The 24,343-nt window shown below is 45.1% G+C and carries 9 protein-coding genes; 7 read left to right on the forward strand and 2 right to left on the reverse strand.

Features of this window, described 5'->3' with window-relative positions; translation table 11 throughout:
* The first annotated feature begins 122 nt into the window (after nt 1-122).
* The 7 genes from FRX45_RS00545 to FRX45_RS00575 all read left to right on the forward strand — a co-directional run bounded on the left by FRX45_RS00545 (nt 123) and on the right by FRX45_RS00575 (nt 13,809).
* Entirely contained in the window at nt 123-1,475 is a 1,353-nt protein-coding gene (locus FRX45_RS00545) for an Nramp family divalent metal transporter (protein ID WP_152266436.1), read from the forward strand.
* Nucleotides 1,476-1,618: 143 nt separating this feature from the next.
* Entirely contained in the window at nt 1,619-2,218 is a 600-nt protein-coding gene (locus tag FRX45_RS00550) for an RNA polymerase sigma factor (protein ID WP_152266437.1), read from the forward strand.
* 80 nt (nt 2,219-2,298) lie between these two features.
* Nucleotides 2,299-3,495: a FecR family protein gene (locus FRX45_RS00555; RefSeq protein ID WP_152266438.1), complete on the forward strand. Its 1,197-nt coding sequence runs from the start codon at nt 2,299-2,301 to the stop codon at nt 3,493-3,495.
* Nucleotides 3,496-3,680: 185 nt separating this feature from the next.
* Nucleotides 3,681-7,067 carry a TonB-dependent receptor gene (locus FRX45_RS00560; RefSeq protein ID WP_226804809.1) on the forward strand — a complete coding sequence of 1,129 codons (3,387 nt, stop codon included), beginning with the start codon at nt 3,681-3,683 and terminating at the stop codon, nt 7,065-7,067.
* A gap of 11 nt (nt 7,068-7,078) precedes the next feature.
* Entirely contained in the window at nt 7,079-8,929 is a 1,851-nt protein-coding gene (locus FRX45_RS00565) for a RagB/SusD family nutrient uptake outer membrane protein (RefSeq protein ID WP_152266439.1), read from the forward strand.
* Nucleotides 8,930-9,006: 77 nt separating this feature from the next.
* Nucleotides 9,007-11,151 (forward strand): DUF6259 domain-containing protein, encoded by a 2,145-nt coding sequence (locus tag FRX45_RS00570; RefSeq protein WP_152266440.1) that lies wholly within the window; start codon nt 9,007-9,009, stop codon nt 11,149-11,151.
* A 3-nt stretch (nt 11,152-11,154) separates the two neighbouring features.
* Nucleotides 11,155-13,809 carry a PQQ-dependent sugar dehydrogenase gene (locus tag FRX45_RS00575; RefSeq protein WP_152266441.1) on the forward strand — a complete coding sequence of 885 codons (2,655 nt, stop codon included), beginning with the start codon at nt 11,155-11,157 and terminating at the stop codon, nt 13,807-13,809.
* Nucleotides 13,810-13,855: 46 nt separating this feature from the next.
* Here the strand turns inward: FRX45_RS00575 and FRX45_RS00580 are convergent, their stop codons facing one another.
* Nucleotides 13,856-18,307: a hypothetical protein gene (locus FRX45_RS00580; RefSeq protein WP_152266442.1), complete on the reverse strand. Its 4,452-nt coding sequence runs from the start codon at nt 18,305-18,307 to the stop codon at nt 13,856-13,858.
* 149 nt (nt 18,308-18,456) lie between these two features.
* Complete coding sequence (locus FRX45_RS00585; protein ID WP_152266443.1) at nt 18,457-24,051, reverse strand: hypothetical protein; 5,595 nt, start codon at nt 24,049-24,051, stop codon at nt 18,457-18,459.
* Between the last annotated feature and the right edge of the window lie 292 nt (nt 24,052-24,343).

Here is a 24,343-nt window from a genome sequence, read left to right on the forward strand (position 1 = left end):
TTCGTACAGGTGGTTAGATAAAAATGTACTTTCTTTAGGCAACTTATATTTTTTTGAAGAGCTGACCGCTTATCTCAGTTTATAGAAACCCGGAAAATAAATCAACAGCATACAACCAAACAATGATTGCGGATAATTATATCATCACACATAAAAGCATTAAAGAACCGCCGGTATCTTTTGGGTCGAAACTCAAGTTCCTCGGCCCGGGTTTTATTCTTTCGGCGTCTATTGTAGGATCGGGAGAACTGATTGCTACCACCGTACTCGGTGCCAGGGCAGGCTTTACTGCATTCTGGATCATCATAGTAAGCTGCCTTGTAAAAGTAGCCATACAACTGGAATTTGGTAAAAGGGCGGTTATTTCCGGTGAAACGCCTATGCAATCCTTTTCAAAACTTCCCGGCCCCCGGGTGGGGAAAACCAACTGGACAGTAACGGTTGTGTTTTTACTTACTTTACTTAAAATAATACAGGTAGGCGGTATGCTTGGTGGATCCGCTATTGTTTTAAGCATGCTTTTTCCGGCATTGCCGGTTTTTGCATGGGCAATTGTTATCGCTGTACTGATTGCTGTGCTTATCTATAAAAATTATTACACGCTGGTTGAAAAATCCTCGCTGATCATGGTGGTGGCTTTCACTGCATTAACCATTGTATCCCTGATAGCAGTTTCGTTTACACCTTACCGTTTTACAATGGACGACATCACTTCCGGCTTACAATTTGAGCTGCCCGCGCACCTGGTTATTCTTGCTATTGGCGCATTTGGCATTACCGGCGTGGCCAGCGATGAGATCATCGCTTATAACTACTGGTGCATTGAAAAAGGATATGCGGCTTATACCGGCCCGGCCGATAATACAGCAGCATGGAATAAAAGAGCAAGAGGCTGGACCAGCGTGATGTATCTTGATGCATTGGTAGCCATGATCATATACACAGCCGTTACGGCCGCGTTTTACCTCCTGGGCGCTTCTATATTGTACGACCGCGGAGAGATACCGGAAGGAAATGCTTTGATAGAGACCCTTGCCCATATTTATACGCAATCATTGGGCAATGGCATAAGAACGGCGTATCTTATTGGCGCTTTCTTTGTACTGTTTTCCAGTGTATTTGCTACCCTTGCTTACTGGTCGAGATTGTTCTCCGATATTTTCGGACAGTTTGGATGGATAGATTTTTACAACCCCGTCAAAAGAAAAAAAACGATTGCCCTTTTATCGTGGACATTCCCTGCAGTTTGGGTAATAGCATACCTTTTTATTCAGTTACCGGTTTTAATGATCATATCCGGCGGTGTGGTAGGCTCGGTACTTTTACTGATTGTTGTTTTTGCCGCGCTGTGCTTCCGTTACCACAAAAACTATCCTTCATTAAAGTCCTCTCTTTTCTACAATATATTATTCTGGCTTAGTGTACTGTCTATAGCAACGATCGCAGTATACGGATTGGTGAAATTGATAAGGTAGGGCAGTATCCAAAAGTATTTTTTAAATCAGCATAGAACAGGATAGACATTTAAATCGTAATGCTTACTTTCAGTTTGAATTAAGATCAGAAAGCAGGAACTCCTGCCCTTTTAAGCCGGTTCCTGTTTTTTAATTTGCCTGCCATGCCAATTGCTTTGAAAGAAAATAAAGACAAGCTACTTGCTAAAGTTGCAGGGGGTGACAGAGACGCATTTACACAGCTTTACACTGATCACCTCAATAATTTGTTCCGCTATATATTTCTTATTACCAGGTCGAAAGAAGAAACAGAGGAAATCCTCCAGGAGGTTTTTATCAGGATATGGGAGAACCGGTCTAAGCTGGTTGCAATAGATTCTTTTGAAAATTATGTATTTCGCTGTGCCAAGAATAAATTACTCGATAATATCCGTCGTCAGCAAGTGAAGCAGCGTGTATTTTCTGAGATTAAAAGATCAAAAGAAGTATCAGCATCCACCACCAGCGACCAGTCGGCATATAAAGAATACTACCTGCTTGTTCAGCAAGCAATCGAAAAGCTGCCTCCAAAACGAAAACTGATTTTCCGCTTAAACATTGAAAACGGGTATTCACGCGAAGAAATCGCCAGGCACCTGAACATTTCCGATTCCGTTGTTAAAAAACAGATATATAAGGCCTCCTATTTTGTACGGGCATACTTGGTTAAGCATGGAGAGATATCCATGTCGCTTCTTACCACACTCGGCATATCATGCTTTTGATCTCCGCAAAAAAATAAAAAAGATACAGTAAGAGGGGTGCATTTATTAAAGTGGTGCGTCTTTATTGCCAAGACGAACATATGAAACCATCTCAACTTGATCTTATTCTTGAAAAATTAGCGACCGGCACGGCAACCGAAGAAGAGGGACAACAATTTGCGGAATGGCTGCAAACCGCGCCTGCTGAAGAAGTGGGCGCTATACTGGACAAATACAGTCGTATCATCAAAGAAAAACATCCTCCTGGTGAGGAAGTTGATAAAACACTCGTTGCCCAGATTGAAGCTGCGCTTGATCAGCACGATCTGGGCGTAAAAAGAGACAATAAACAGGGCAGGATAATATCCATGCGCTTTTTATATAGAATAGCCGCTGCCTCGGTAATTATTTTCATCTCCGTGGCAATAGGTTATTATGTATTGAAACCGCGTGTGTCAGATCCCGTGGCAGTACAGCAACCACCAATGCATAATAAGGATGTGTTGCCCGGCATCAATAAAGCCATCCTTACATTATCAGACAATTCCGTGGTGGTATTAGATGATTCAACCAATGGACAGGTTGCCAAACAGGGTAATACGCGGATAACAAAATTGTCGAATGGACAGTTGGTATACCATGTTGATGGAAAGGCAATGCAGGCGGTGTATAATACGCTCACTACCCCCAAAGGCGGCCAATTTAAACTCACACTGCCGGATGGAAGCAAAGTATGGCTGAACGCAGCCTCTTCTATAAAGTACCCCACCGCCTTTAACGGAAATCAAAGAGAAGTGCATGTAACCGGCGAAGCTTATTTCGAGATCATACACAACAAATCAAAACCATTCAGGGTAAAGGCCAATGAAATGGAAGTAACGGTATTGGGTACCCACTTTAATATCAACGCCTATGATGATGAAGAAGCCGTTAAAACAACCCTGATAGAAGGAAGTGTAAGATTGACCCGGGACGGCAAGGCTACCACGCTGAAACCGGGGCAGCAGGCACAGATTGGCAAACAAGGTACCATTAATGTAGTAGCCGATGTTGATACCGATGAAGTGATGGCATGGAAAAACGGATTTTTTCAGTTTGAAGGAGCCGATCTGAAAACCGTGATGAGACAACTGGCCAGATGGTACGATGTAGATGTGGTTTACATGCCTGGAATTCCGGAAAGACAATTTGCGGGGCAGATGAGCAGGGATGAAAACCTCTCTGTAACCCTTGATATTCTTAAAGAAAGCAATGTGCACTTTCAGATCAATGGAAAACAACTGATCCTGATGCCGTGATCATGATAGATGCCAGTAGATAGCCAATAATTTTTTTTGTATTATACCATTAGTCCAAAAGAAAACCGCCCCGACTGCGAATCGAAGCGGCAAGTAAAGTGGGCCAATATGCAATCTTCCGGACTGCTCTTTTTAAACCCAACTGCCCGTCTGCACTGATGCAGGCGAGCCTAAAAAACAAAGTTATGAAATTCAAAGCTATTACACTCCCGCATTTCAGAAGGGAGATGCTCAACAAAACGCTGTTTGTCATGAAACTTACTTTCTTTCTTATGCTGGTCGGTTTCCTGCAGGTTGCCGCAAAAGGCCTTTCACAGGAAGTATCTCTTTCGGAAAAAGGAGCCAGGCTTCAAAAAATTTTAAAAAAAATCCATAAACAAACCGGCTATTTATTCTGGTACGATGTAAAAGAAATCGGTGAAGCAAAACCTGTTGACATCCAGGTAGAGCGGGTAAGTATTGAAAAAGCGCTTTCCATATGTTTTAATGGTCAGCCACTTTCTTACACCATCATTAATAAAACAGTTGTCGTTAAATCTTTATCAACGCCTCCACCACTAGCGGCAGATCCGCCTCCCACCCCCGTTATTCCGCCACCGGTTGATATAAGCGGAAAAATAATTGATCCCGAAGGCAAGCCGGTTCCCGGTGTTTCCATAAAAGTAAAAGGCAGCAATAAAGGAACATTTACTGCTGCAGACGGAACATTTACTTTAACAGATGTGGGTGACAATGCAGAACTGGAAATATCATCAGTGGGTTTCACTACGCAGACCATTGCCGTTGGCAAAAGAAAGCAGATCACTATTTCCTTAGCCTTCGATGTAAGAGAGGAGGAAACGGTAGTAATATCGTACGGCACACAAAAAAAAGCTACGCTTACAGGAGCCATCGCTACCGTGAAAGGAGACGATATCAGGCGATCTCCGGCAACCAATATTTCCAATAACCTGGTGGGCCGGCTCCCCGGTTTGTCTGTGGTAACACCAGGCGGCGAACCCGGAACTACCGGTGCTACCATCCGTATACGCGGCTCAAATACACTGGGCAACAATAGTCCGCTGGTTGTAGTAGACGGCATCGCTAACCGGCCACTGGAACGTATTAATCCTGCCGACATTGAAAGCATAACGGTTTTAAAAGATGCCATGGCGGCCATATATGGCGCACAGGCGGCCAACGGGGTTATACTGGTTACCACCAAAAGAGGAAAGACAGGAAAGCCAAAAATAACCGTAGACTTTAACCATGGTTATAACCAGCCCACCAGGATTCCAAAGATGGCAGACGCGGCACAATATGCCACTATGCTGAACGAAATATCGTACTACGCCAATCCCGGTGCAGGACGTAATCAAAGATACACGGACGATGATATCAGGCAATTCAGCGATGGCTCGGATCCATGGGGTCATCCTAATACGGATTGGTTCGGAGAAGTATTTAAGAAATGGTCTCCCCAGACCTATGGAAATGTAACGCTTTCGGGCGGCTCAGACAATTTCAGGTACCTGCTTTCCATAGGCGCCAGAACCGAGGATGGCTATTACAAAAACAGTGCTACTAAATACGACCAATACAATTTCAGAACCAATATAGACGGCAAAATCTCCAAAAGCATTTCTGTCTCCTTTGATGTTTCCGGCAGGCAGGAAGTGGCTAATTTTCCCACTGTTTCTTCTGTAGGTATTTTCAGAGCCTTGATGCGTGGCAAACCAAACAGACCTGCATTTTGGCCCGATGGCAGCCCCGGTCCTGAACTGGAATTCGGAGATCAGCCGGCTGTTACCAGCACCAATGCTACAGGTTACGATAAAGACAAATGGTACAGGTTGGAAAGCAGGGTAAACATTACATTTAATGTTCCCTGGGTTAAAGGATTGACGATCCAGGGTAACGCTTCTATAGATAAAGCCATTGAATCCCGCAAAGTATTCATAACGCCATGGTATTTGTATACATGGGATGGAAACCCCGATCATATTTTAAACAAAGGCAAAAAAGGTGTAGACGCGCCTCAGTTAACCCAAATAAATAACGATGGACAGACTACTACTTTAAACGCATACGCTACTTATGAAAGAGAAATAAATACAGATCATCATATTAAGATAATGGCGGGAACGGAAAGACAGGAAGGTAACAATAGTTATTTTACTGCATTCCGCAGAAATTACCTGTCGGCTGAAATTGACCAGTTATTTGCAGGGGCAAGCGATGAGTTTATGTCGAATAACGGTCTGGGAACCCAAAGCGCCAGGCTGAATTATTTTGGACGTTTAAACTACGATTACAAACTAAAATATCTTTTTGAATATGTTTGGCGCTATGATGGCTCTTATATATTTCCAAAGGATAAACGCTTTGGTTTTTTCCAGGGTGTTTCACTGGGATGGAGAATTTCAGAGGAAAATTTCTGGAAAGAAAATCTCAGTTTCATTGATGGTTTTAAAATTCGTGGAACGTACGGACAAACCGGTAACGATCGTATTGCGGAATACCAGTATCTCTCATCCTATGGATTCCAGAATCAGCCCTATATACTGGGAACAGACCATGACAACAAAAGACTGGTGGAATTGCGTGTGCCCAACCCGGAGGTAACCTGGGAAGTAGCAGAGCAGGCCAATATTGGTTTTGATATGCAGTTACTCCGGAAAAAACTGACCATTGAAGCGGATTATTTTATTAACAGGCGATCTAATATCCTCACCACCAGAAATGGTTCGGTACCTGGTTCCACCGGATTCACCCTTCCGCCTGAAAATATCGGGAAGGTAAGCAACAAAGGTTTTGAGATAACAGTAGGTTATGGCGATCAGGCCGGAGACTTCGGGTATAATATTTCCGTAAACGGAAGTTATTCCAAAAACAAAATTGTTTTCTGGGATGAAACGCCCGGCGTTCCGGAATATCAGCAATCAACAGGCAGGCCAATGGGCAGCAACCTGTATTACAACGCCATAGGTATATTTAAAGACCAGGCAGATGTAGATAAGTATCCTCATTGGGCGGGTGCGAAGCCAGGTGATGTTATTTTTGAAGATGTGAATGGCGACAATAAAATTGACGGGCTTGACCTGGTTCGAAATGAACGGAATGCTTTACCCCGTTTTACCGGCGGCTTTAACCTTAGCCTTATTTATAAAAATTTTCAACTTACCGCGCTGGTTCAGGGAGCAGCAGGAGCGCAGCAATATGTTAGGCCGGAATCGGGCGATGATGGTAACTATTATAAGGACTTTGCGGAAAACCGCTGGACACCCGAAAACCCAGGCGCTACATATCCCAGAACATTTAACGGTAGTAATGAATACTGGAGAAACCAGTTGAATACCTATTGGATACAATCAACCGACTATATGCGGTTAAAAAGTCTTGAGATCAGCTATAATGTTCCGTTGAGAAAAGAAAGCAAGAGCATCCAGGCGCTGAGGGTTTACCTGAATGGATTGAATTTGCTCACAATAGATAAGGGAACGCTTATAGATCCTGAATCCATGGCAGATCAGCTCGGTATTAATTATCCACCCCAAAGGATTGTAAACGCGGGTGTATCCATCACTTTTTAAGCCAGAACAATATGAAAAAGATTATAACAAAAATATTGATAGTGCTAAGTGCCATTATACTGCTGACCTCCTGCACAAAAGCCCCTTTTCTTGATAAAGACCCGTTAGGTGAATATTCTGAAGTAGCTGTATGGAAAGATCCGGCACTGATTGAGCCTTTTGTTAATACCATTTATGCGGGTACATTAGGATCACCTTTCAACTATATGCGGCTCGCCTGCTATACAGATGAAGCAGTAAATGCTTTATACGGCAATGCATTTAACGTGAACAAATCGCTGATAACCTCCGATAGCTACCTGGAATGGGAATTTGGTTTTGGCAGCGATCATACTGCACATTTTACATGGAACAGGCTCTATGCCAACGTGCGCCGCACCAACCTGTTCTTTGCTAATATTGACAGAGCCGAATCGGACGATCCCGCCTGGATTCCCAGGTTGAAGGGCGAAGTATATTTCAACAGGGCATTCACATATCATCATCTTGTATCATTATACGGTGGCGTGCCCATCATTACAAAAGCACATGAATTGAACGACGATTTTTCTGCCCCGAGAAATACATACGAAGAATGCATCAACTTTATTGCAGGACAACTTGATTCTGCTGCGGCATTATTACCGGATACTTATCCTGCGGCGCAATTAGGACGTGCCACCAAAGGTGCGGCCCTCGCTTTAAAAGCAAGGGTTTTGCTGTACGCGGCAAGCGATCTGCACAATCCCGAGAAGAATGGCTCAGTTGTGGCAGGTTATTCAAATCCGGAATTGCTGGGATATACAGGCGGCGATGCTACGGCACGCTGGCAGGCTGCAAAAGCTGCTGCCAAAGCGGTGATTGATCTTAACCGGTACAGCCTGTATAAACCAGATCCTGCCACACCTGCAGAAGCCGAACAAAATCTTACTGCGTATTTTATATCTACCAATGGCACGGAAGAAGATATTTTATTACAATATATTTCATTGCTTGGTTATGATGATTACCCGGCTTTGCGTGTTGCACCCAATGGATATAACGGTCATGGGTCAACGACACCGGTCGGAGAAATGGTAGATGACTATGAAATGAGTGACGGAACCAAATTCGACTGGAACAATCCCGTTCATGCAGCCGATCCATACGCCAACAGGGAAGCAAGACTGTATTCCAGTATTCTGTATGAAGGTGCACAGTGGAGAGAACGCCCCGCGGATGTACGCGCCATTGACCCGTTTGGAAAAATCCAGGTTGGTCTTGTGGTAAATACCTCGGGACAAACTGTTAAAGGCGGACTGGATAACCGCGAAGGGCCGATCAATACTTCCAATGGCGGCTATACCGGGTATTATCTAAGGAAAGCTGTTGATATCAGCTATGATCCTACTTTCGGATCCGCCATGCAGAATGTGCCTTTCCGGCATTTGCGCTATGGCGAAGTATTGCTGAACTATGCAGAAGCCTGCGTGGAAACAGGGGAAGATGCAGAGGCCAGGACATATATCAACATGATCCGTAAACGTGCAGGGCTTCCGGACCTCGATGGATCACTCGCAGGCGATGCACTGAGACAGGCATGCAGGCACGAGCGCCGTGTAGAGCTGGCTTTTGAAGACATCCGTTTCTGGGATGTACGTCGCTGGCTCATCGGCCCGCAGCAGCTTACCCGCACCATGCACAAAGCTGATGTGAAATACGTAACCAACGCCACGGTAACTGCATACCGCAAACCGGATGGAACAACCTGGGGACCAGCTATCATTACCAACCAGGAAAATGGTGTTGATGTGCGGATCTTTAATAATGAAGATTATTTCTTTCCTCTTATGCGCACGGAAATCAATAAAAACAACCTGTTGATTCAAAACCCCGGTTATTAACAATATAATGTATACCTGCGCTAAGATCTTGCTATAAGAGCCTGGCGCGGGTTCTTCTTATTATAATTTCCTCTTCTATGCGTTTTATATTATCACTTCTGATACTATTAAGCTATGTTGGTTCTGCCGGGGCACAATCCCCGGTAACCTTGGAAAATTCAAATTTTAAAATTGCTGTTGATCAGCAGACCGGTGTAATTACTTCTTTCCTGGTCAAAAAAAACAATAGTGAGCTTGTCAGTGAAAAAAAATTAGCGGCAAATTTCAGGATAGGACTTCCCTTAAAAGATTATCTCGCAAATTATATTGATGGTTCGGAACAGAAAGCACAGTCGGTGACCAAAGAAGGCAATACCATAATAGTAGCATTCTCCGGCATGAATTCTCCCAAAGGAACCTATGCGGTTGACCTGGTATACCGGATAAAAATGACTGAAGATGCAATATCTTTTCACGCAAAGCTTACTAACCATAACGAACAACCGATCTCCGAATTCTGGTTTCCCCGCATCGGAGGATGGACAGGCTTTGGACAGGATCGCGAAGCAAAACTGGCTTTACCGGGTTACAACAATGATTGCCGTCAAAACATAGCGCTTTTTAAAAAATTCCCGTCCACCAGGGGCTTTGGCGCGGAAGCCGCCGAGTGGTCGTCTGATTACCCGGGAATGACTATGCCCTGGTGGTATTTATATGATGAAAAGAATGATGTGGGCCTTTACATGGGCTATCATGATACTACTTTCCGTTACAGCACATGGCATACTTATCTTACGCCCAACATCGGCCCGCAAGGTAGCTGGCTAACGCCGCAACAGGCGGGAGGCGAACCTGTAGGCATTACTTTTTCACATGTGCGATATCCCTTCATTCATTCAGGAGAAACGTTTGAATCCGGAGAATTTATCATCAGCGTAAGTAAGGGCGACTGGCATTATGGTGCGCTTGGATACCGCAAATGGTTTGTTTCACATTTCCCGATTGATAAATCCGGCAGTTGGCTGAGAAAAAAAAGTGCCTGGTTTACCTCTATTCTTTACCAGCCCGAAGATAAAATTATAGCCGACTATAAGATATACGATCAATGGACGAAAGAAGCAAATAAATATGGCATCAACTGCCACGAACTGATAGGATGGGATAATGGCGGGTTGGAAAGAAACTATCCGCTATACATACCCGAAGACAAACTCGGCGGCAGGGAAGGATTTAAAACACTGCTCAAATCCATTAAAGACAGGGGCGATCATTGTCTTGTATTTATGAATTACAATGTGCTGGATATGAGTACCGACTGGTATAAAAAAGACCTGCATAAATACATGAGCCAGGACCAGTTTGGCAACCAGGCCATCTGGATGGGTTGGGGCGAGAGCACCCTGTTGGCCAGAAAACAATTGAGTGTACGGTATCATGTGCGTTCTTCGGTTGTTCCGGGCATCCGGAAAATACTGGATGATTTTTATGTTCAATTGGTAAAAGACGGGGCGCAGGCCTTCCAGATTGATAAGTTGGTGGTTGGCTCATCTCTTGATTTTAATCCGTTGAATACGGCCAAGCCCGATGTAGCCCTTTGCCAGGAACTGGTAAACGCCATTGACACACTGGTACAAAAATGCAGAGCCATCAACCCTGATGTCAGGATGGCGTCTGAATTCAGCACAGACAGGTTCATACCATATTTTGATGTTGGGTACCGTAATACAAACGGTGCTTATGGCATCTCTCCTATGCGCTATATGTTTCCCGAATGGACAGCCTGCCAGCATATTTCGGAACCCCAGGATTTCAGAGGAGTAAATGGCGCCGTGCTTACCGGTGCAGTACTTTGTGTGGAACCCAATACCTACCAGGGTTCTATAGATCAGCCCATGTTTAAAGAGCTGGGAGGATATATCAAAGAAATAGAACGCATCCGCAAAGAATTGGCCAACCAGGTATTCCTGGGTAAATATTATGATAACCTTGGTGCAAAGGTTACGCAACTAAAAGGCACTGATGCAATACATTATAAGGTACACGGTGCAGTAAATAGTGATCAGCGCTCCATCATTATTGCCAACGATAGTAAAGAGCCTGTGCAATACAACTGGGCGTTTACCCATAAAGCAGTCACCAAAGCATTGCTTTATTCACCCTTTGAAAAAGTAAGAACGATCACCCAGGGAGAAATAATTACGATAAAAGGAAATGGCTTACACATCATAGTTGAAAAAGATTAACCAATGCAGATTACCAGGACTCATGTTACGATAGTATTGTTTTTAAGTATACAGTGTTTTATTAATTGCAAAGAGTCTTCATCGCCGAAGCTGCCGCCGGAAGACCGCTTCAGGAAAGTAGTGATAGCGGAAGCCACAAGAGAATTACAAGGGGCTATTCAATTCGATTTTGCCCCTGATGGCCGCATCTATATTATTGACCTGGTGGGATATCTTAAAATATTTAATCCCCAAACGAAGTCATTTATTAAAGCTGCAAAATTTGATGGCGGTGAATACGGGCTGATCGGCATGAAACTGGATCCTGATTTTAACAGGAATGCATATATATACCTTCAGTATTTTATTGCGGATACGACAAGATATGCGGATAGTATAAGCCGCCGTATTATGAAAATTTCCCGGTTTACCATGCAGGGCGATACACTCCATAAAGCCACTGAAAAAAATTACCTGCAGATACCATACGAGTATGAATGCTGTCATACGGGAGGCGGAATGGATTTCGATACAAAAGGCAACCTGTATATTTCCACCGGAGACAACACCGGCGCTTTTTTCTCTCAATATTCACCCACGGCAATTCTTCCGGGTCACCTGATTGATGATGGATTACGCTCCTCGGGAAACACCAACGACTACCGGGGTAAAATTCTGCGCATCCACCCGGAAAGTGATGGCAATTATACGATTCCGGAAGGAAATCTTTTTGCTGAAGGAACAGCTAAAACAAAGCCGGAAATATATATTATGGGGTTACGGAACCCTTATCGCCTGACCATTGACAAAAGATCAGGTTATTTATTGTGGGGTGAAGTTGGGCCCGACGCGGGCAGAGACAGCAGTTACGGGCCCAGGGGATATGATGAATTTAACCAGGCAAGAAAGGCAGGTAATTTTGGGTGGCCTTTGATCATCGCTAACAATAAAGCATATACGCATGTTATTTACGGCGAAAATCAAACCCCGGAAAACAATATGCCGGTAAACCGCGTTGCAGAAAAATTTGATACTGCACATCCTGTTAATTTCTCACCTAACAATACCGGCCTGCGTGATCTGCCACCGGCGCAACCTGCCTTTATATGGTACCCGTACGATTCCTCTAAAACTTTCCCTTCTTTTGGTGCAGGCGGCAGAACTGCTATAGGAGGACCCGTATATACTTTTGATCCTGCTCTTGATTCTAAAATAAAATTCCCGGACTACTTTGATCATTGCTGGTTTATTGGCGACTGGATGCGGGACTGGGTAAAGGTGGTGCATTTCAATAAAAACAATGATCTCCTCCGCGTTGATGATTTTTTGCCCGGAACGAAATTCACCAAGCCCATATATATGAAGTTCGGACCGGATGGCGCATTGTATATGCTGGAGTACGGCACTACCTGGGCTAGTAATAATGCGGATATAAAATTGTCGCGTATTGAATATATACCCGGTAACCGGCCCCCTGTTGCACAAATACAGATCGGGAAGAAGACCGGTAAAGACCAACTGACCATCCCGCTTTCCGCTGACAGTTCGTTTGATTATGATGGAGACGCGCTCCGGTATACCTGGAAGGATCACAAGGGCAATATAACGGGAAAGGATAAGTCATTTTCTGCCGTGTATGATGAGCCGGGGAGATATGGTATAAGACTTGAAGTAGCAGACGGCAATGGCAACGTTACGGTAAAAGATAGTTTTGTTACGGCAGGCGTAACAACAGAAGTAGCATTACAATTACCTAACCGCTCCTTCTATTGGGATACCATACAATATGCGTTATCTGTGCAGAATGAGAAAAAAGAAATAGCAGCCGCTGAAAACGCTAAAGTTTTTTTACAATATCTTCCGGCCGGCAGCAACCCCCGGTTAACAGGGGCAAATGCTGATATAAATGGAGAGGTATTAATGAATGAAAGCGATTGTAAAGGCTGTCATCACCACGACCTTACATCAGTTGGCCCGAGTTTTATGCAGATAGCGGATAGATACAGCACGCAACCCGAAATGATAGCTCCCCTTGCATCAAAGATCCTGAAGGGCGGAAGCGGCGTGTGGGGAAGTAATAACATGATCGCTCATCCACAGTTATCTGTGGAGCAGGCTACCGCGATTGTGAGATATATTTATTCGCTCAGTGAAAAGCAAAGTCCCGTAAAAGAACTTCCGGCAAAAGGCCGGGTAGCAGTGGCCGCTGCGGGAAAAACGCAGGCGCAAAGTGGACGGTATAAACTAAAAGGAAATTATACCAGCAATGCACTTCCATTCAGGGGCCTCATTTTCAGCGATAGTAGTATACTGCGCAATGCGCTGGTAAGAGGTGCCGACTTCGACCACATTTCCGATGCCACGATATCTGATGGAATCATAACAGGCAGAACTTTTTCTTTTGCATATCTTAAAGACATTGATCTTTCCGGTATACGAAAAATTAAAATATGGTCAAGTGGACCTATAGAAATACGGATAGACTCAGAGAAAGGACCGGTGATAGGAAAAGCGCATATTTCCAATAGCAAAAGCCTGCAATCCGTAACAACTGATCTGCAACCCACACATGGCAGCCATGATATTTATTTTGTGTTTTCAGTAGCAGAAGATGGATTTGTATTACAGCAACGTTTACAACAAGTGTTTTTTATCGCTCCAACCCTATCCGGATATTAGCGCATGGGATAGGCCAATCAAAACCTGCTAGGTTTGCAAGGCAAATCTAACAGGTAGGGCAGCATACAAAAGGCACTTCCGTAAGCGGCGATGTGCGTAAGATGCGGTAATTGCCCAACTCATCACCCAATGCCTGCCTGTTCCTGTTTCTGCGATCCAGCAGCGTTGCAGCCAAATCTTTTGTGGCTCTTTGCGAAGATAAAGCCGCCAGCCTTTCATCCGGTAATGGTAAAAAATGATCGAATATGCTGGTAATATTTCCAAACACTTCTACAACCAGCACACTCAGCGGAGCGTCTTCGGGTAGCCCTAATTGTTTTAACAGCACAGCGATCTCTTTATTCGCCCACATGGCAGTGGCGGTTTTAGGCTGATCTTTGTATATAGCTTTAACAGCGCCTGCCAGCAGGCTTGCTGCTGTAAATTTCGCAGCTTTGGGTAGCGGTGCTGTCGTACCCGTATCTTTCAGGTTTTCAAAAGCATGGAGAATGTTTGCGGCCATTGTCTTGTCTATCTTTACAGCTTTACCTGATTTGTAATCGCGCATGGCTTTGTTTAACCTTGCTTCATACACTTTATCTATTTTCAAACGGTTTATTTCATTCATCAGCGTGAGGTTACTCAGCACAACACTCGCCCTCGCTGCTTCATCTGTCTTATCCACCGTCCATATAGCGGAGGTGTGTACAATCTCAGAAAGGACAGCATTATTAAACAACCCTGTACCGGCAGGCGTCTGCACTTCCGGTTGCTGAGGCCTTACCAATGTCATCAGCTTTTCATCTAAAAGAATATTGCGGTATGTTGTGCCATCGGCCTGCTTTACCTGCGCATACAATATGCAATGCAGTTGCGTACGCGGCGGATCATTGGTTACATTCTTTCCTTTCCATACCGCTTTCGCATAGGGTGCATTCACATACACTTTGTCAATATCACGGTTTACATTACACAACAGCGTTGGAGCAGGATGCTGCATACCGGCAATCACCAAAGGCCTTCCAAACCTGCCCTGGGCGGTACTCCACAGGTTTTCCTTTCCTGCTTCATCATTGCTCCAATGGCCGTGACCAATGCGGAACTCGTAAGTAAAAAAACCGAACAGCTCAGGACTCTCAGGATGCAATCCCGGGGGAAGCGGCAGTAAATAATGGATATTGTCATCATCACTGGCTTTTTCCATTGCCTGCATGGCACCCAGTCCGGCCATGTCATCTGTTTGGCCCGGAGTGATCATCCGTATATATTCCGGATCAATGGGCAAAGGCGGATCTTCAACGGTAGCCTGTAACAGCTCAGCGAACTGCTTATTGTTTCCGATCAACTGATCGGGCGCATAATGCAATACGCGACAAAATATAGTATCCGCGGGATTTTGAACAGGCTCTTCCAGCTCTACCCACAAGTATTTTTGCCTGGCTTCTGTGGCGCTGTATTTTTCATTTTTACGATAAGGAGAAAAGGCCAGGCCAACGCTGGCGATTTTGGGTACCTGTGCAGGGATAACCGTAGCCGGCAATATCAACTTATCGGGTTGCTCTGTTTGATCTTCTCCATGTCCTTCTTTAAACTTTGCCGCAATGGTATACTGCACTTCTATTTTATCGGGAAAACGAAGCTGCCCGTTGGGTTGAAGCAGTGCGGATTTGGGTTCGATAGCATCAATAAAAATAATAGTGCTGCTGCTCCTGTTGATATTGCCAAAAGGATCCGTTTGCAGGGATTCGAAGGATGCGGAATGCTTGATCTCAATATCGCCGATATTGTTGAGTGTTTCCGTTTCACCTGCATCATCGCGACTGAATTTTTTTTGCCGCCCGATAATAAACGCCGTATCCTGCAGGCCATCCCAGCTCCAGTCGCGGTTCAGGCGATACACTAAACAGCCAATCCAATGATTACACAGATCGGCTTTGGTAGAAAAAGTAATGCTGCTGCCATCCGGCGCCAGGTGATGGCGGATTTTATTATTACATCCAAAAACAACCCGCTCCCCTTTTTCAGCAACCAGGGTAAGTCCGTTTACTTTTACGCCCAACTGCTGCGCAAGCCGTTGCATAATATCCGGGCGGTTGCTGGTTTCCGCATTAAAGAAAAAGAATTGATTGACTATTCCCTTACGGATAAACTCAGGATCGGGCTGCAGGTATAGCCCCTGCAACGCGGGCACATTGGCTTTAGGCAACAATAGTGGAGCGTCTTCATTGATCAGTTCCTTATAGAACCAGAACTGTGTTTTTTTGCCATACCGGCTGTCGAGATCCGGGTTCGCTTCATTAATAAACCCATAATAAGTGCTGTCCTCACCTTCGCAAACAGCACGAATGGTCATCCTGATCTTTCTTGCCGTGGGCAATGGAATATCCGTCATGGCATTGATAGCTGCCTTATTCAGTCCGGGCGTATTAAAAGGATCATCGCTGCTTCCCAGGTTGAGCGTTGGTGCATCATGAAATACAACGTTAAGTGACAGGGTATCCTCCATATCTGCCGCGGCATTTACAGCAGGAAAATTTCTTGACGTAGTATACAACGTAATATAATTTTCATTACCACTTTCGCTGGCAAGGTTATCCAACCGCAAGGTTTCCACTTCTACTTTTATTTCCACCTCAGCCACATCCGGATCGGCTATGGCAGGAACGATGTTTTTGGGATTTGCTGCCGTACCACCCTGTTTCTGATCCTGTGCCGACTGGATCAATAGCTGCACAGGATCTGCACCCAATGACTGGTATTTTCCTGTAAAAACAACCGCGGGATAATTCAGCACCGGTCTTTGGATGGAAAGCACAGGATTACTGTTGAAGGAAGAAGTCTGATCACCGGCTATGATCTCATTGAAAAAATCAGCCTTGGCTTCTCTTAAATCTTTAGATTTTTCAATGCGGCACAATGATGGCGCTACATATCTCTTAAAACTCCATTCCGATGTTGGCGCAGCGGCATTATTGTACACATCTTCAGCAATCACAGGGCCGCCGCCACTGATGTCCATCATGCGAACACGGAACTGGTAACGGTTGCCATAACGCAATAGCGTAGCCGCTGCTACTTCGTCGAACATATTATTGGGGTCAACGGCTTTGGTAGGTGTGGGATCCAAAGGATTTAACCGGGCTTCATCGCTCTGATGAATATTCACCGCATCACTATCTTTCAACACCACGCTTTTGCCGATCCAACTGGTAAAATACATGGGTAGCCAGTAGGGCGCTTTTGTATCATTGTCCAACTGGGTTGGGAAAACCTGGAATGGCAATTCCAGCTCTTCATTGGCTGCATTACCAAGGCTCGCGCCTCCCAGGGAATAGGTTTGTTTGCTTCTTACTAAATTCAAACTGCTCCAGTCTGCGTTTAACGCATCTTCTTTTACATCAATGCGGTAGCCAAATACACCCAGTGGTGCGTCAACCCGCGGCCCGGTTTTGGCGGGATATCCTTCCAACTGGCGCATATACCATATCAAAATCTGCTCATCGTCCCATGCCAGGCGTATACCCTCATCTTTTACGGGATGGCTTCCATCCTGCCTTTCGCTGAGTAGTATGGTGCTCACAGGCTGAGCGGCATGTACAATTTTAGCAAAGCCATCGTTGTATTCATTCAGTTCAGCAAAAATTTTATCCCACGGCGCTGCCGGTGGTTCCGGATCTACTATTTCGCCGGTTTTTACAAATAAAACAGGAAAAAGTATGGGTGCAAAAACCGGGCGTTTATTTTCAGCACCTGTTTTTAATTTGGGAATGCGGGCTGCATATGGTTTTATAAATGGGCCGTCTGCGTCCACCATCAATTTTTCCTGTATGCTTTTATAATCTTCGTTAACGATATCGGCATAGATATAACAGCCCTTTTCGAATAAGGCTGCATTGCCGCCTTCAACTGTAATCTCAGTTTCATATACCATGCCGCAGGCCCTGGCAAGCAAAGGCTGACGCAGTATATAAGCGAATACCTGGCCCCAGCTCAAATCATCATTGTTCTTCCAGGTGGCAACGAGTGGAGTATCCTTTTTTATAGCGCAGTGATAACTGTCATCTGTTTTGGCGTTCGGCACCCGCGGTGAGGTAAAGTTAAAAGCACCCCGGTAACTTTCGGGCAGGTACTTATTTACCGTTGGTGAATCCGGCATTATATCCGGCGTTTTATCGGAAGCAGTGATATTTATTTTAGCGCCCAATTCAGCCGCAATGGCCTGTAGCAAGGCATTTTTGTTGGTGGCTGCATCCACATTTACGGGCACATCCACAGGTTTACGTGTTAAAGCCAGCGCATTGCCGATTGGCCATTCATCCAGCCCCTTTACTACTTTTAATTCAAATTGAGGAACAAGGTCTGCAAAAGGAACAGCGGTATTATCAGGCGCCGGTAATCCGGTTGGATGGTTCGCAAACGGATCCTGGTTGCGTGGTATAACAACGATATTGAGATGCAAAGTTGTTCCATCATAACCTTGTGGAAAAACCATCGTTGTATATCTCCTTTTCTTTTCCATAATGTTGTATTGATCAAATTATAGGGGTATGTTTATTTTCGAGTCGCAGGTTACAAGTTTCAGGTTACAGGTTTCAGGTTACAGGTTTCTCACATCTCACTTTTCATATAGCATTCTTGCTGATCGCCGATTGCTGACGGCTGATCGCTCTATGCCACCTGCCGGTCTTCACCCCATGTTTTAGAGAAACTGATATCAATGATCAGAAAAATGCTGATGTCAATAGCGAACGTAACCTGGGCGCTGCAATCTGTTTTACCACCCTGCCTTACTACAATGCCTTTTGCTTCGATGGTAATACACACACACACCAGTCCGCCCAAAAGATTGGCCTGCCCGCGAAACAGCATCAATGCGGCCAGCACCACTTTATCTTTATCCGCATACATTTCTACGCCTACCATAAACGTTACGCTGGCGTTGCCCACTACAGGTAAACTCACTACTATGGATACCCCAAAGCCGAATTTTAAAGTGAGGCTTGGACCTACCTTTGTATCTGCTGCAATTCGTACATCCACCGAACCTATAGCGTAAATGGAACCCACGCCCACCGAGTAACACATTACGCTTAACCCGCCGTGGAATTGCAGGAAAGCGCCTGCTGTAGGTAGTAACTGGGATGGGTCGCTCGTTACTTTAAGCGCCGCGTTAAAATATACGCCAACGGAAAGTGAGGCTTCCAGCTTGAGCGGTGTTTGTGCGCTGTTGTACAATTCATCGGTTGGCGGAAAACGGATAAGGGCGATCTCTTTGGTAGCTTCAAATTTATATTCCCATATTTCACCGCTGTTGCTCATGGCTAACTTTAAACCCTTTTTTAGTGCCTCTCCATAATCGCCCGAGCTTAAGGAAGCGAGCATTTGCAGTATATCAATTACAGGCTGCAGCGCATCACTGAATTCAATTTCAGGCGTGGGTATGCCTTCCGTTGGACTACTGCCACCCTCATAACTGCTTTCTTTTCCTTTCTGCGCATCAAAGTTGCCTTTAATGGTCATCAGCCGTTTCATGTCTCCCAGGTCTATCACCATTGCCAGGTTATTCATCCGGCTCTTCCATTGGTCAGCCATATCGCCGGCAAAGGAATTTACATCAAAATTTAACTTGCTGTCTACATAGTCCGCAGGGGCATCGGTTTTTTTACCGGTTTTGTATTCGATGTAAATCCGCAATGCTTCTGTGTCTACAAGCGGAATTTCAAAAGACGGTACATCAAATTTTAATGCTTTATCCAATACGCCGTTGGCGCCGTTCTTTAACATGCTCATGCCCTGCTTAATGACTGCTTCACCCGCTTTTTCCGCTTCCACTTTCATGAGCTCCAACACTTTTTCACCTCCGTCTTCCAAAGCGTTCTCAACAAAAGCCTGGAAGGTATTTCCATTGGCGTCTTTACTGTTGAGTAAAGGAATCGTCTTGCCAAAATCAGTAATGGCATTGCCAATATTGGGAAATATACCATTACCAGTCATTAGCCGGTATGCATCCGCAAAAATAGGCGGCGTTTTACTGAGCATTTTATCCATGTTCAGTCCATACGCCGGTGTAAGAAATAATGCCTTTTGCGTGGCGGTAGTTTGCAGGTATCCAAAGTTGAGGGTATCGGCAGAAGGGTCGCGAAGTATTTCCAAAGGATGAGCGATGCGAATGAGCTTTTGCTGTAATGTGGCGGCATCCACTGCATTTCCCTTTTTCCATGCGGCAGTGCGTATAAGCGGAACCGTTATATCCTGCGGAAGCGGTATCACTTCACCTGTGCCGGCATTGTGCTGCACGATTGCCCAACTGCCATCTTTGGGTAAAAAAACATTACCTCTTGCCGCTACCACAAATACGGGTATTGTACCCGCCTTATTAATGGAGGCGCTTACATCGAACCGGTTAACACGGATCTGCTGGTTGCTTTTGTTGATGTCTAACACACAATCTACTTCACCGCCTATACTGCCGTTTTGTATTTGCAGCAACGCTTTCAACTGCTCCGCTGTTAAAGGTTTGCCGGCGGGCGCCACCTGCACATATCCCAATACCCTTTTGGAAACTACCTTCTTATCAATATGTCCCTGCACTACATTTTCTATTTCCACATCGGCATCAAAATATACACCGCCGCACTTAACAGGCTCATGCTTTTCTGTTGCGCCATTGGTATACATCTGCCCTTTTACTCCATTCACATAGTCTGCATTGGGCGCTATAATATTTTCGGATGTATACTCTGTTACAGATGGCGCATCTTTTATATTGCGCACATTAAACAATCCCCTGATGATACCGGGATGAAATTCATATGGCGCTTCAACGTTTTCAAAATCGGCCACGGTTAATTTAGCAAAAGGATCTTTCCCTTTTTTCAGGTAGCTATAGGAAAAATCAAAAAGCCCATCGCTTTCCGCTTTCCATCCGCTGTCGGTACGAAATACATAGCCGGAGCCTGTGCGGAAAACGGTAATGGTTCTTACCACCCGGATACCCCAGGGATAAATAATACTTTTTACCTGGATCACTTCATGCCCTGTTCGGCCGAGCATTACATCAAACCGGGCCTGGCTGGTTTGCGCCATCGCAGCGCCCGGACTTAACCAGTTGCTGAACATGCTGGCGCCATAACCGGTAATATCCATACGCGATACCGGCACGCCACGCGACTCTTTGAGCAATGAGGAAAGGCTTAATGGTCCAAACAGGAATTCATTGTTGAAAATCTCCGTTACGCGGTGACCCAAATTACTGGCATAAGAAGCCATTCCAAACCAGTTCAGCAGGTTATTGGCCTGCACCGTATAGCCGGGGAACATATCACTATCGTATTCTGTTGGATTAGCAGGATTGGGCTTGCCAAATCTTCCGGCCTGCAGGCTTATCTGAATACCGCCTTCAAGCTTATAGGTATTATCTTCTTCATTCTTCCTGAACTTCGGACGTATATTTTCAATCGCCGGTTTCTGCGGCTCAACAAAATGTTTTGAAATATAGCTGATAGCCTTCATTCCGAAGGGCAGCGTAAAAGCAGCGAGCGTATAATTACCGGGCTGCGATTTAAAATCTTCAATCAGCCCGTTGGTAACCGGTATGGGCGCCAAAGGCACGGGAGCCATGTTGTTATTCCAGATACGCGCCGGGCCGCCATCATCGGCATAATATAAAAAACCCGCTTCGGGATCCATTAAGAGTTTGGGTGAGTTGGGATCGAGGGGATTATCCCTGTCGGGCGGGGTTAAGTTTATTTCTGGCTCCCACGCCATCAGTGGCAATGTAAATGCCCGCACCCTGTTTGCCGGCAACTTAACCTGCATACCTTCCACAAGGAACGGAAATGCATTGTTCAAGGCACTTCTGTTATAATCCACATTATGCACTTCGCCATCTTCGCCCCGAACGCTGCCGGTTCTTATTAGCTGCCATGCCGTGCCAAAGCTCACCCCCATCTGGTTGGCATTGCTGCTCACATCTAAAAGCGAAAAGAATTCCCGCTGCAACTGTAAACCACTATCCCATACATCTTCCACATCTTTCTTCATCTTAAACAGTTCTTCCGGGCTGTAAATGGCGCCATTGGCATTTTTAAACCCTGCCAGCAGATCAATATTCATCGAAGGCTCTTCCTTAAGAATAACGCCGGGAAACCTTTCGGCAACAGTTTCAGGTGTAAAGCTTTCATTGGTCAGCCTTACCGCAGTAGCGATACTGCCAAATAATGGTTTTTTAAGTGTTGTGGCTGCTGTTCGTGATGGCTTACGGGAAAGGGCAACCGCTCTTTGCGTAACCGTCTTTTTCTTTGCTGCTTTGCTTGTGGACTTTTTTACGGGTAAGGTTAACATATCAGGAAGGGTGCTTCCGCCAAAATAAAAGTTAACGCTTACATCATCTGTTTGGCCTTCCGCTTCTATAAAGCCCACCACACAAATCAGCAGGCTGTTTATACCGTTTGCCCCGGCAATGCTGCCGTATCTTTCGGAAGAAACACCCCGCCGCCATAGCCCAAGGTTGGCCACATAAGGATCAGGTAAAGTAGGTAAATAACTGTACAACGAGAAAATGAGAATACAATTTCCGCGTATTACATTTTCCATCTTGTCATCGCACTCACCGAAAAGGATAAACGATTTTACCGGCGAAACAGTGAACAATGCATTTTCGAGTGCAATGGAGAAAAGATTTAATACCTGGTTGGGGGCCGCTGCGCCAGGAATGTTTCCGGCATTACCAGAAGCAGCCTGGTCGGCCTGCATATCTTCTTCCATCAGCATTATTCTTCTGCCGGCTTTTCCTGCGCTCAGCATCATGCTGCAGGAAGACGACCGTACGGGAAAAGGCTCTCCGTTTACCTTAACCGGGCGGTCGGTATAAATAGTGGCGGCACAATTTGTAATCAACAGTTCCTGCGCGTTTTTGCTGTTTATAATAAAAATGAAAGGCGCCTTTTCTAACAATACCATATCCGCGGTGGTACCATGTGGGTTTTGCTCATCTTTCCATAATTCCAGGTGATGTGAAGCGCCGATGGCATCAGCCTCCATATCGGTGATAACAAGCTCACCGGGCTTACCTGAAACTGAAGGTTGCTTTAATCTTATGTCTTCATTTTGTAACCCGTTCCAAATCATGCGAAAACCTTCACCACATTGCAATAGTACCGCCCCGTTGCCCGTTGCCTGCACAGGATCGCTAATATTTAATGCGGTTGCAGCAAAAGCCCAATACGTTTTTTTAACAGGAACTTTACCGGAAAGATTGGTCCACGGGCTTTTGTATTGTGCGATCGCAAATTCATTCACGTCAGCTTTCCATGGTATCAGTACCTGGTTGTTATTGTATGCCGGCGATATATTGGGGGCTGGTGTAAAGCTGAATGCAAAAGGCTGTCCGTATATCTGGCATGTTGCCAGTCCAATTTGGGTAATATTGCATTTGTTATTCTGCCACGTAAATTCCCATATTTCCGGTAATTGATAAGTGGCTTCTCTTGCATCTCTTCCGTAAGGTGAGGTTTCTGCAGCACCTTCTTCTGTATGCTGTGCCAATTTGAGCGACACCTGTATAATAACGGAAGGGTTTAACGTTATCTGGCTATTTTGTACAGTAGGTGCAAGGCTCAGCTTTATGCTGCCTCCTTTAACCGCTACGCCAATGAACCGGTCTGCCGGTGCCGCAGCAGAAACTAACTTTGCATTTATCCAGCAGCTACCTGCTACTATTGTATAGGTTGTAGCAAGCTCTGCAGGCAAACCGCCTGGAAAAAGCACCCTTCCCTGCCGGAAGGAAGCCTTAAATAACAATACCGGCTGCGCACCTATATATAGTGTAATTAATTTTTCATAGCGATAAACATCTATCCATATTTCCCGGCCCTCATTATTTAAGAAGGGTCCGAATGTTTCAGCAGGACTGGCTCCCGCCGCCCAGTCGGGCACACTGCCCGCTACTGCGGCATTTAACACGGGCACACTGCGTACGAAAATACGCTCCCCGGACGCTTTTTCCGGCGCAGTTGCTCTGCCCAGCACTCCTGTAGAAATATCGTTAATATTGCTGAGCGCAGAAACGCTGATATTGTCGCGGCTGTACAAATTGGAATTGGCAAAAAGGCGTTCCGTTCCTGTATCTTCAATCTTTTGGCTGACGAGTGAAGCCGCTACCCGTTCCCTTGCCTCCTGCAATTGTTTTTCCTGGTCTTTCTCTTTTACAGTAAGATGCCCGGTTATGCTTTCCAGCATAGCGGATAATTGCGCCTGCGTCATCAAAAATGATTTAATCAATGAAAAAATGCGTTCAGGCAAACGAGTATCGTATACTGCAAATCCCTGCAGGTTTGCCTTTACTAAAATTTTAAAGGAAGTTGAATTTTAAAGAAGGAACGGAAGAGGCGGAACATAGGACCTTACTCAGGGGGGACAGTAATATTAAAAAATAGAAATGAGTAATCAAAGCAATGTTGATAAAATATTATCTGATTAACATACAAATAAGATGCACTGATGCAGCAAGTCCTGTTTCTTTCACGCCAATCCAAACCCTATTGCCAATGTTGTC

It is taken from the genome of Agriterribacter humi (assembly GCF_009192765.1).
Classification (GTDB): Bacteria; Bacteroidota; Bacteroidia; order Chitinophagales; family Chitinophagaceae; genus Agriterribacter; species Agriterribacter humi.

What these genes read in the sequence shown, in the direction of transcription:
- FRX45_RS00545 (WP_152266436.1), top strand. Translation starts at nt 123, where the DNA reads ATGATTGCGGATAATTATATCATCACACATAAAAGCATTAAAGAACCG.
- FRX45_RS00550 (WP_152266437.1), top strand. Translation starts at nt 1,619, where the DNA reads ATGCCAATTGCTTTGAAAGAAAATAAAGACAAGCTACTTGCTAAAGTT.
- FRX45_RS00555 (WP_152266438.1), top strand. Translation starts at nt 2,299, where the DNA reads ATGAAACCATCTCAACTTGATCTTATTCTTGAAAAATTAGCGACCGGC.
- FRX45_RS00560 (WP_226804809.1), top strand. Translation starts at nt 3,681, where the DNA reads ATGAAATTCAAAGCTATTACACTCCCGCATTTCAGAAGGGAGATGCTC.
- FRX45_RS00565 (WP_152266439.1), top strand. Translation starts at nt 7,079, where the DNA reads ATGAAAAAGATTATAACAAAAATATTGATAGTGCTAAGTGCCATTATA.
- FRX45_RS00570 (WP_152266440.1), top strand. Translation starts at nt 9,007, where the DNA reads ATGCGTTTTATATTATCACTTCTGATACTATTAAGCTATGTTGGTTCT.
- FRX45_RS00575 (WP_152266441.1), top strand. Translation starts at nt 11,155, where the DNA reads ATGCAGATTACCAGGACTCATGTTACGATAGTATTGTTTTTAAGTATA.
- FRX45_RS00580 (WP_152266442.1), bottom strand. Translation starts at nt 18,307, where the DNA reads ATGGAAAAGAAAAGGAGATATACAACGATGGTTTTTCCACAAGGTTAT.
- FRX45_RS00585 (WP_152266443.1), bottom strand. Translation starts at nt 24,051, where the DNA reads ATGACGCAGGCGCAATTATCCGCTATGCTGGAAAGCATAACCGGGCAT.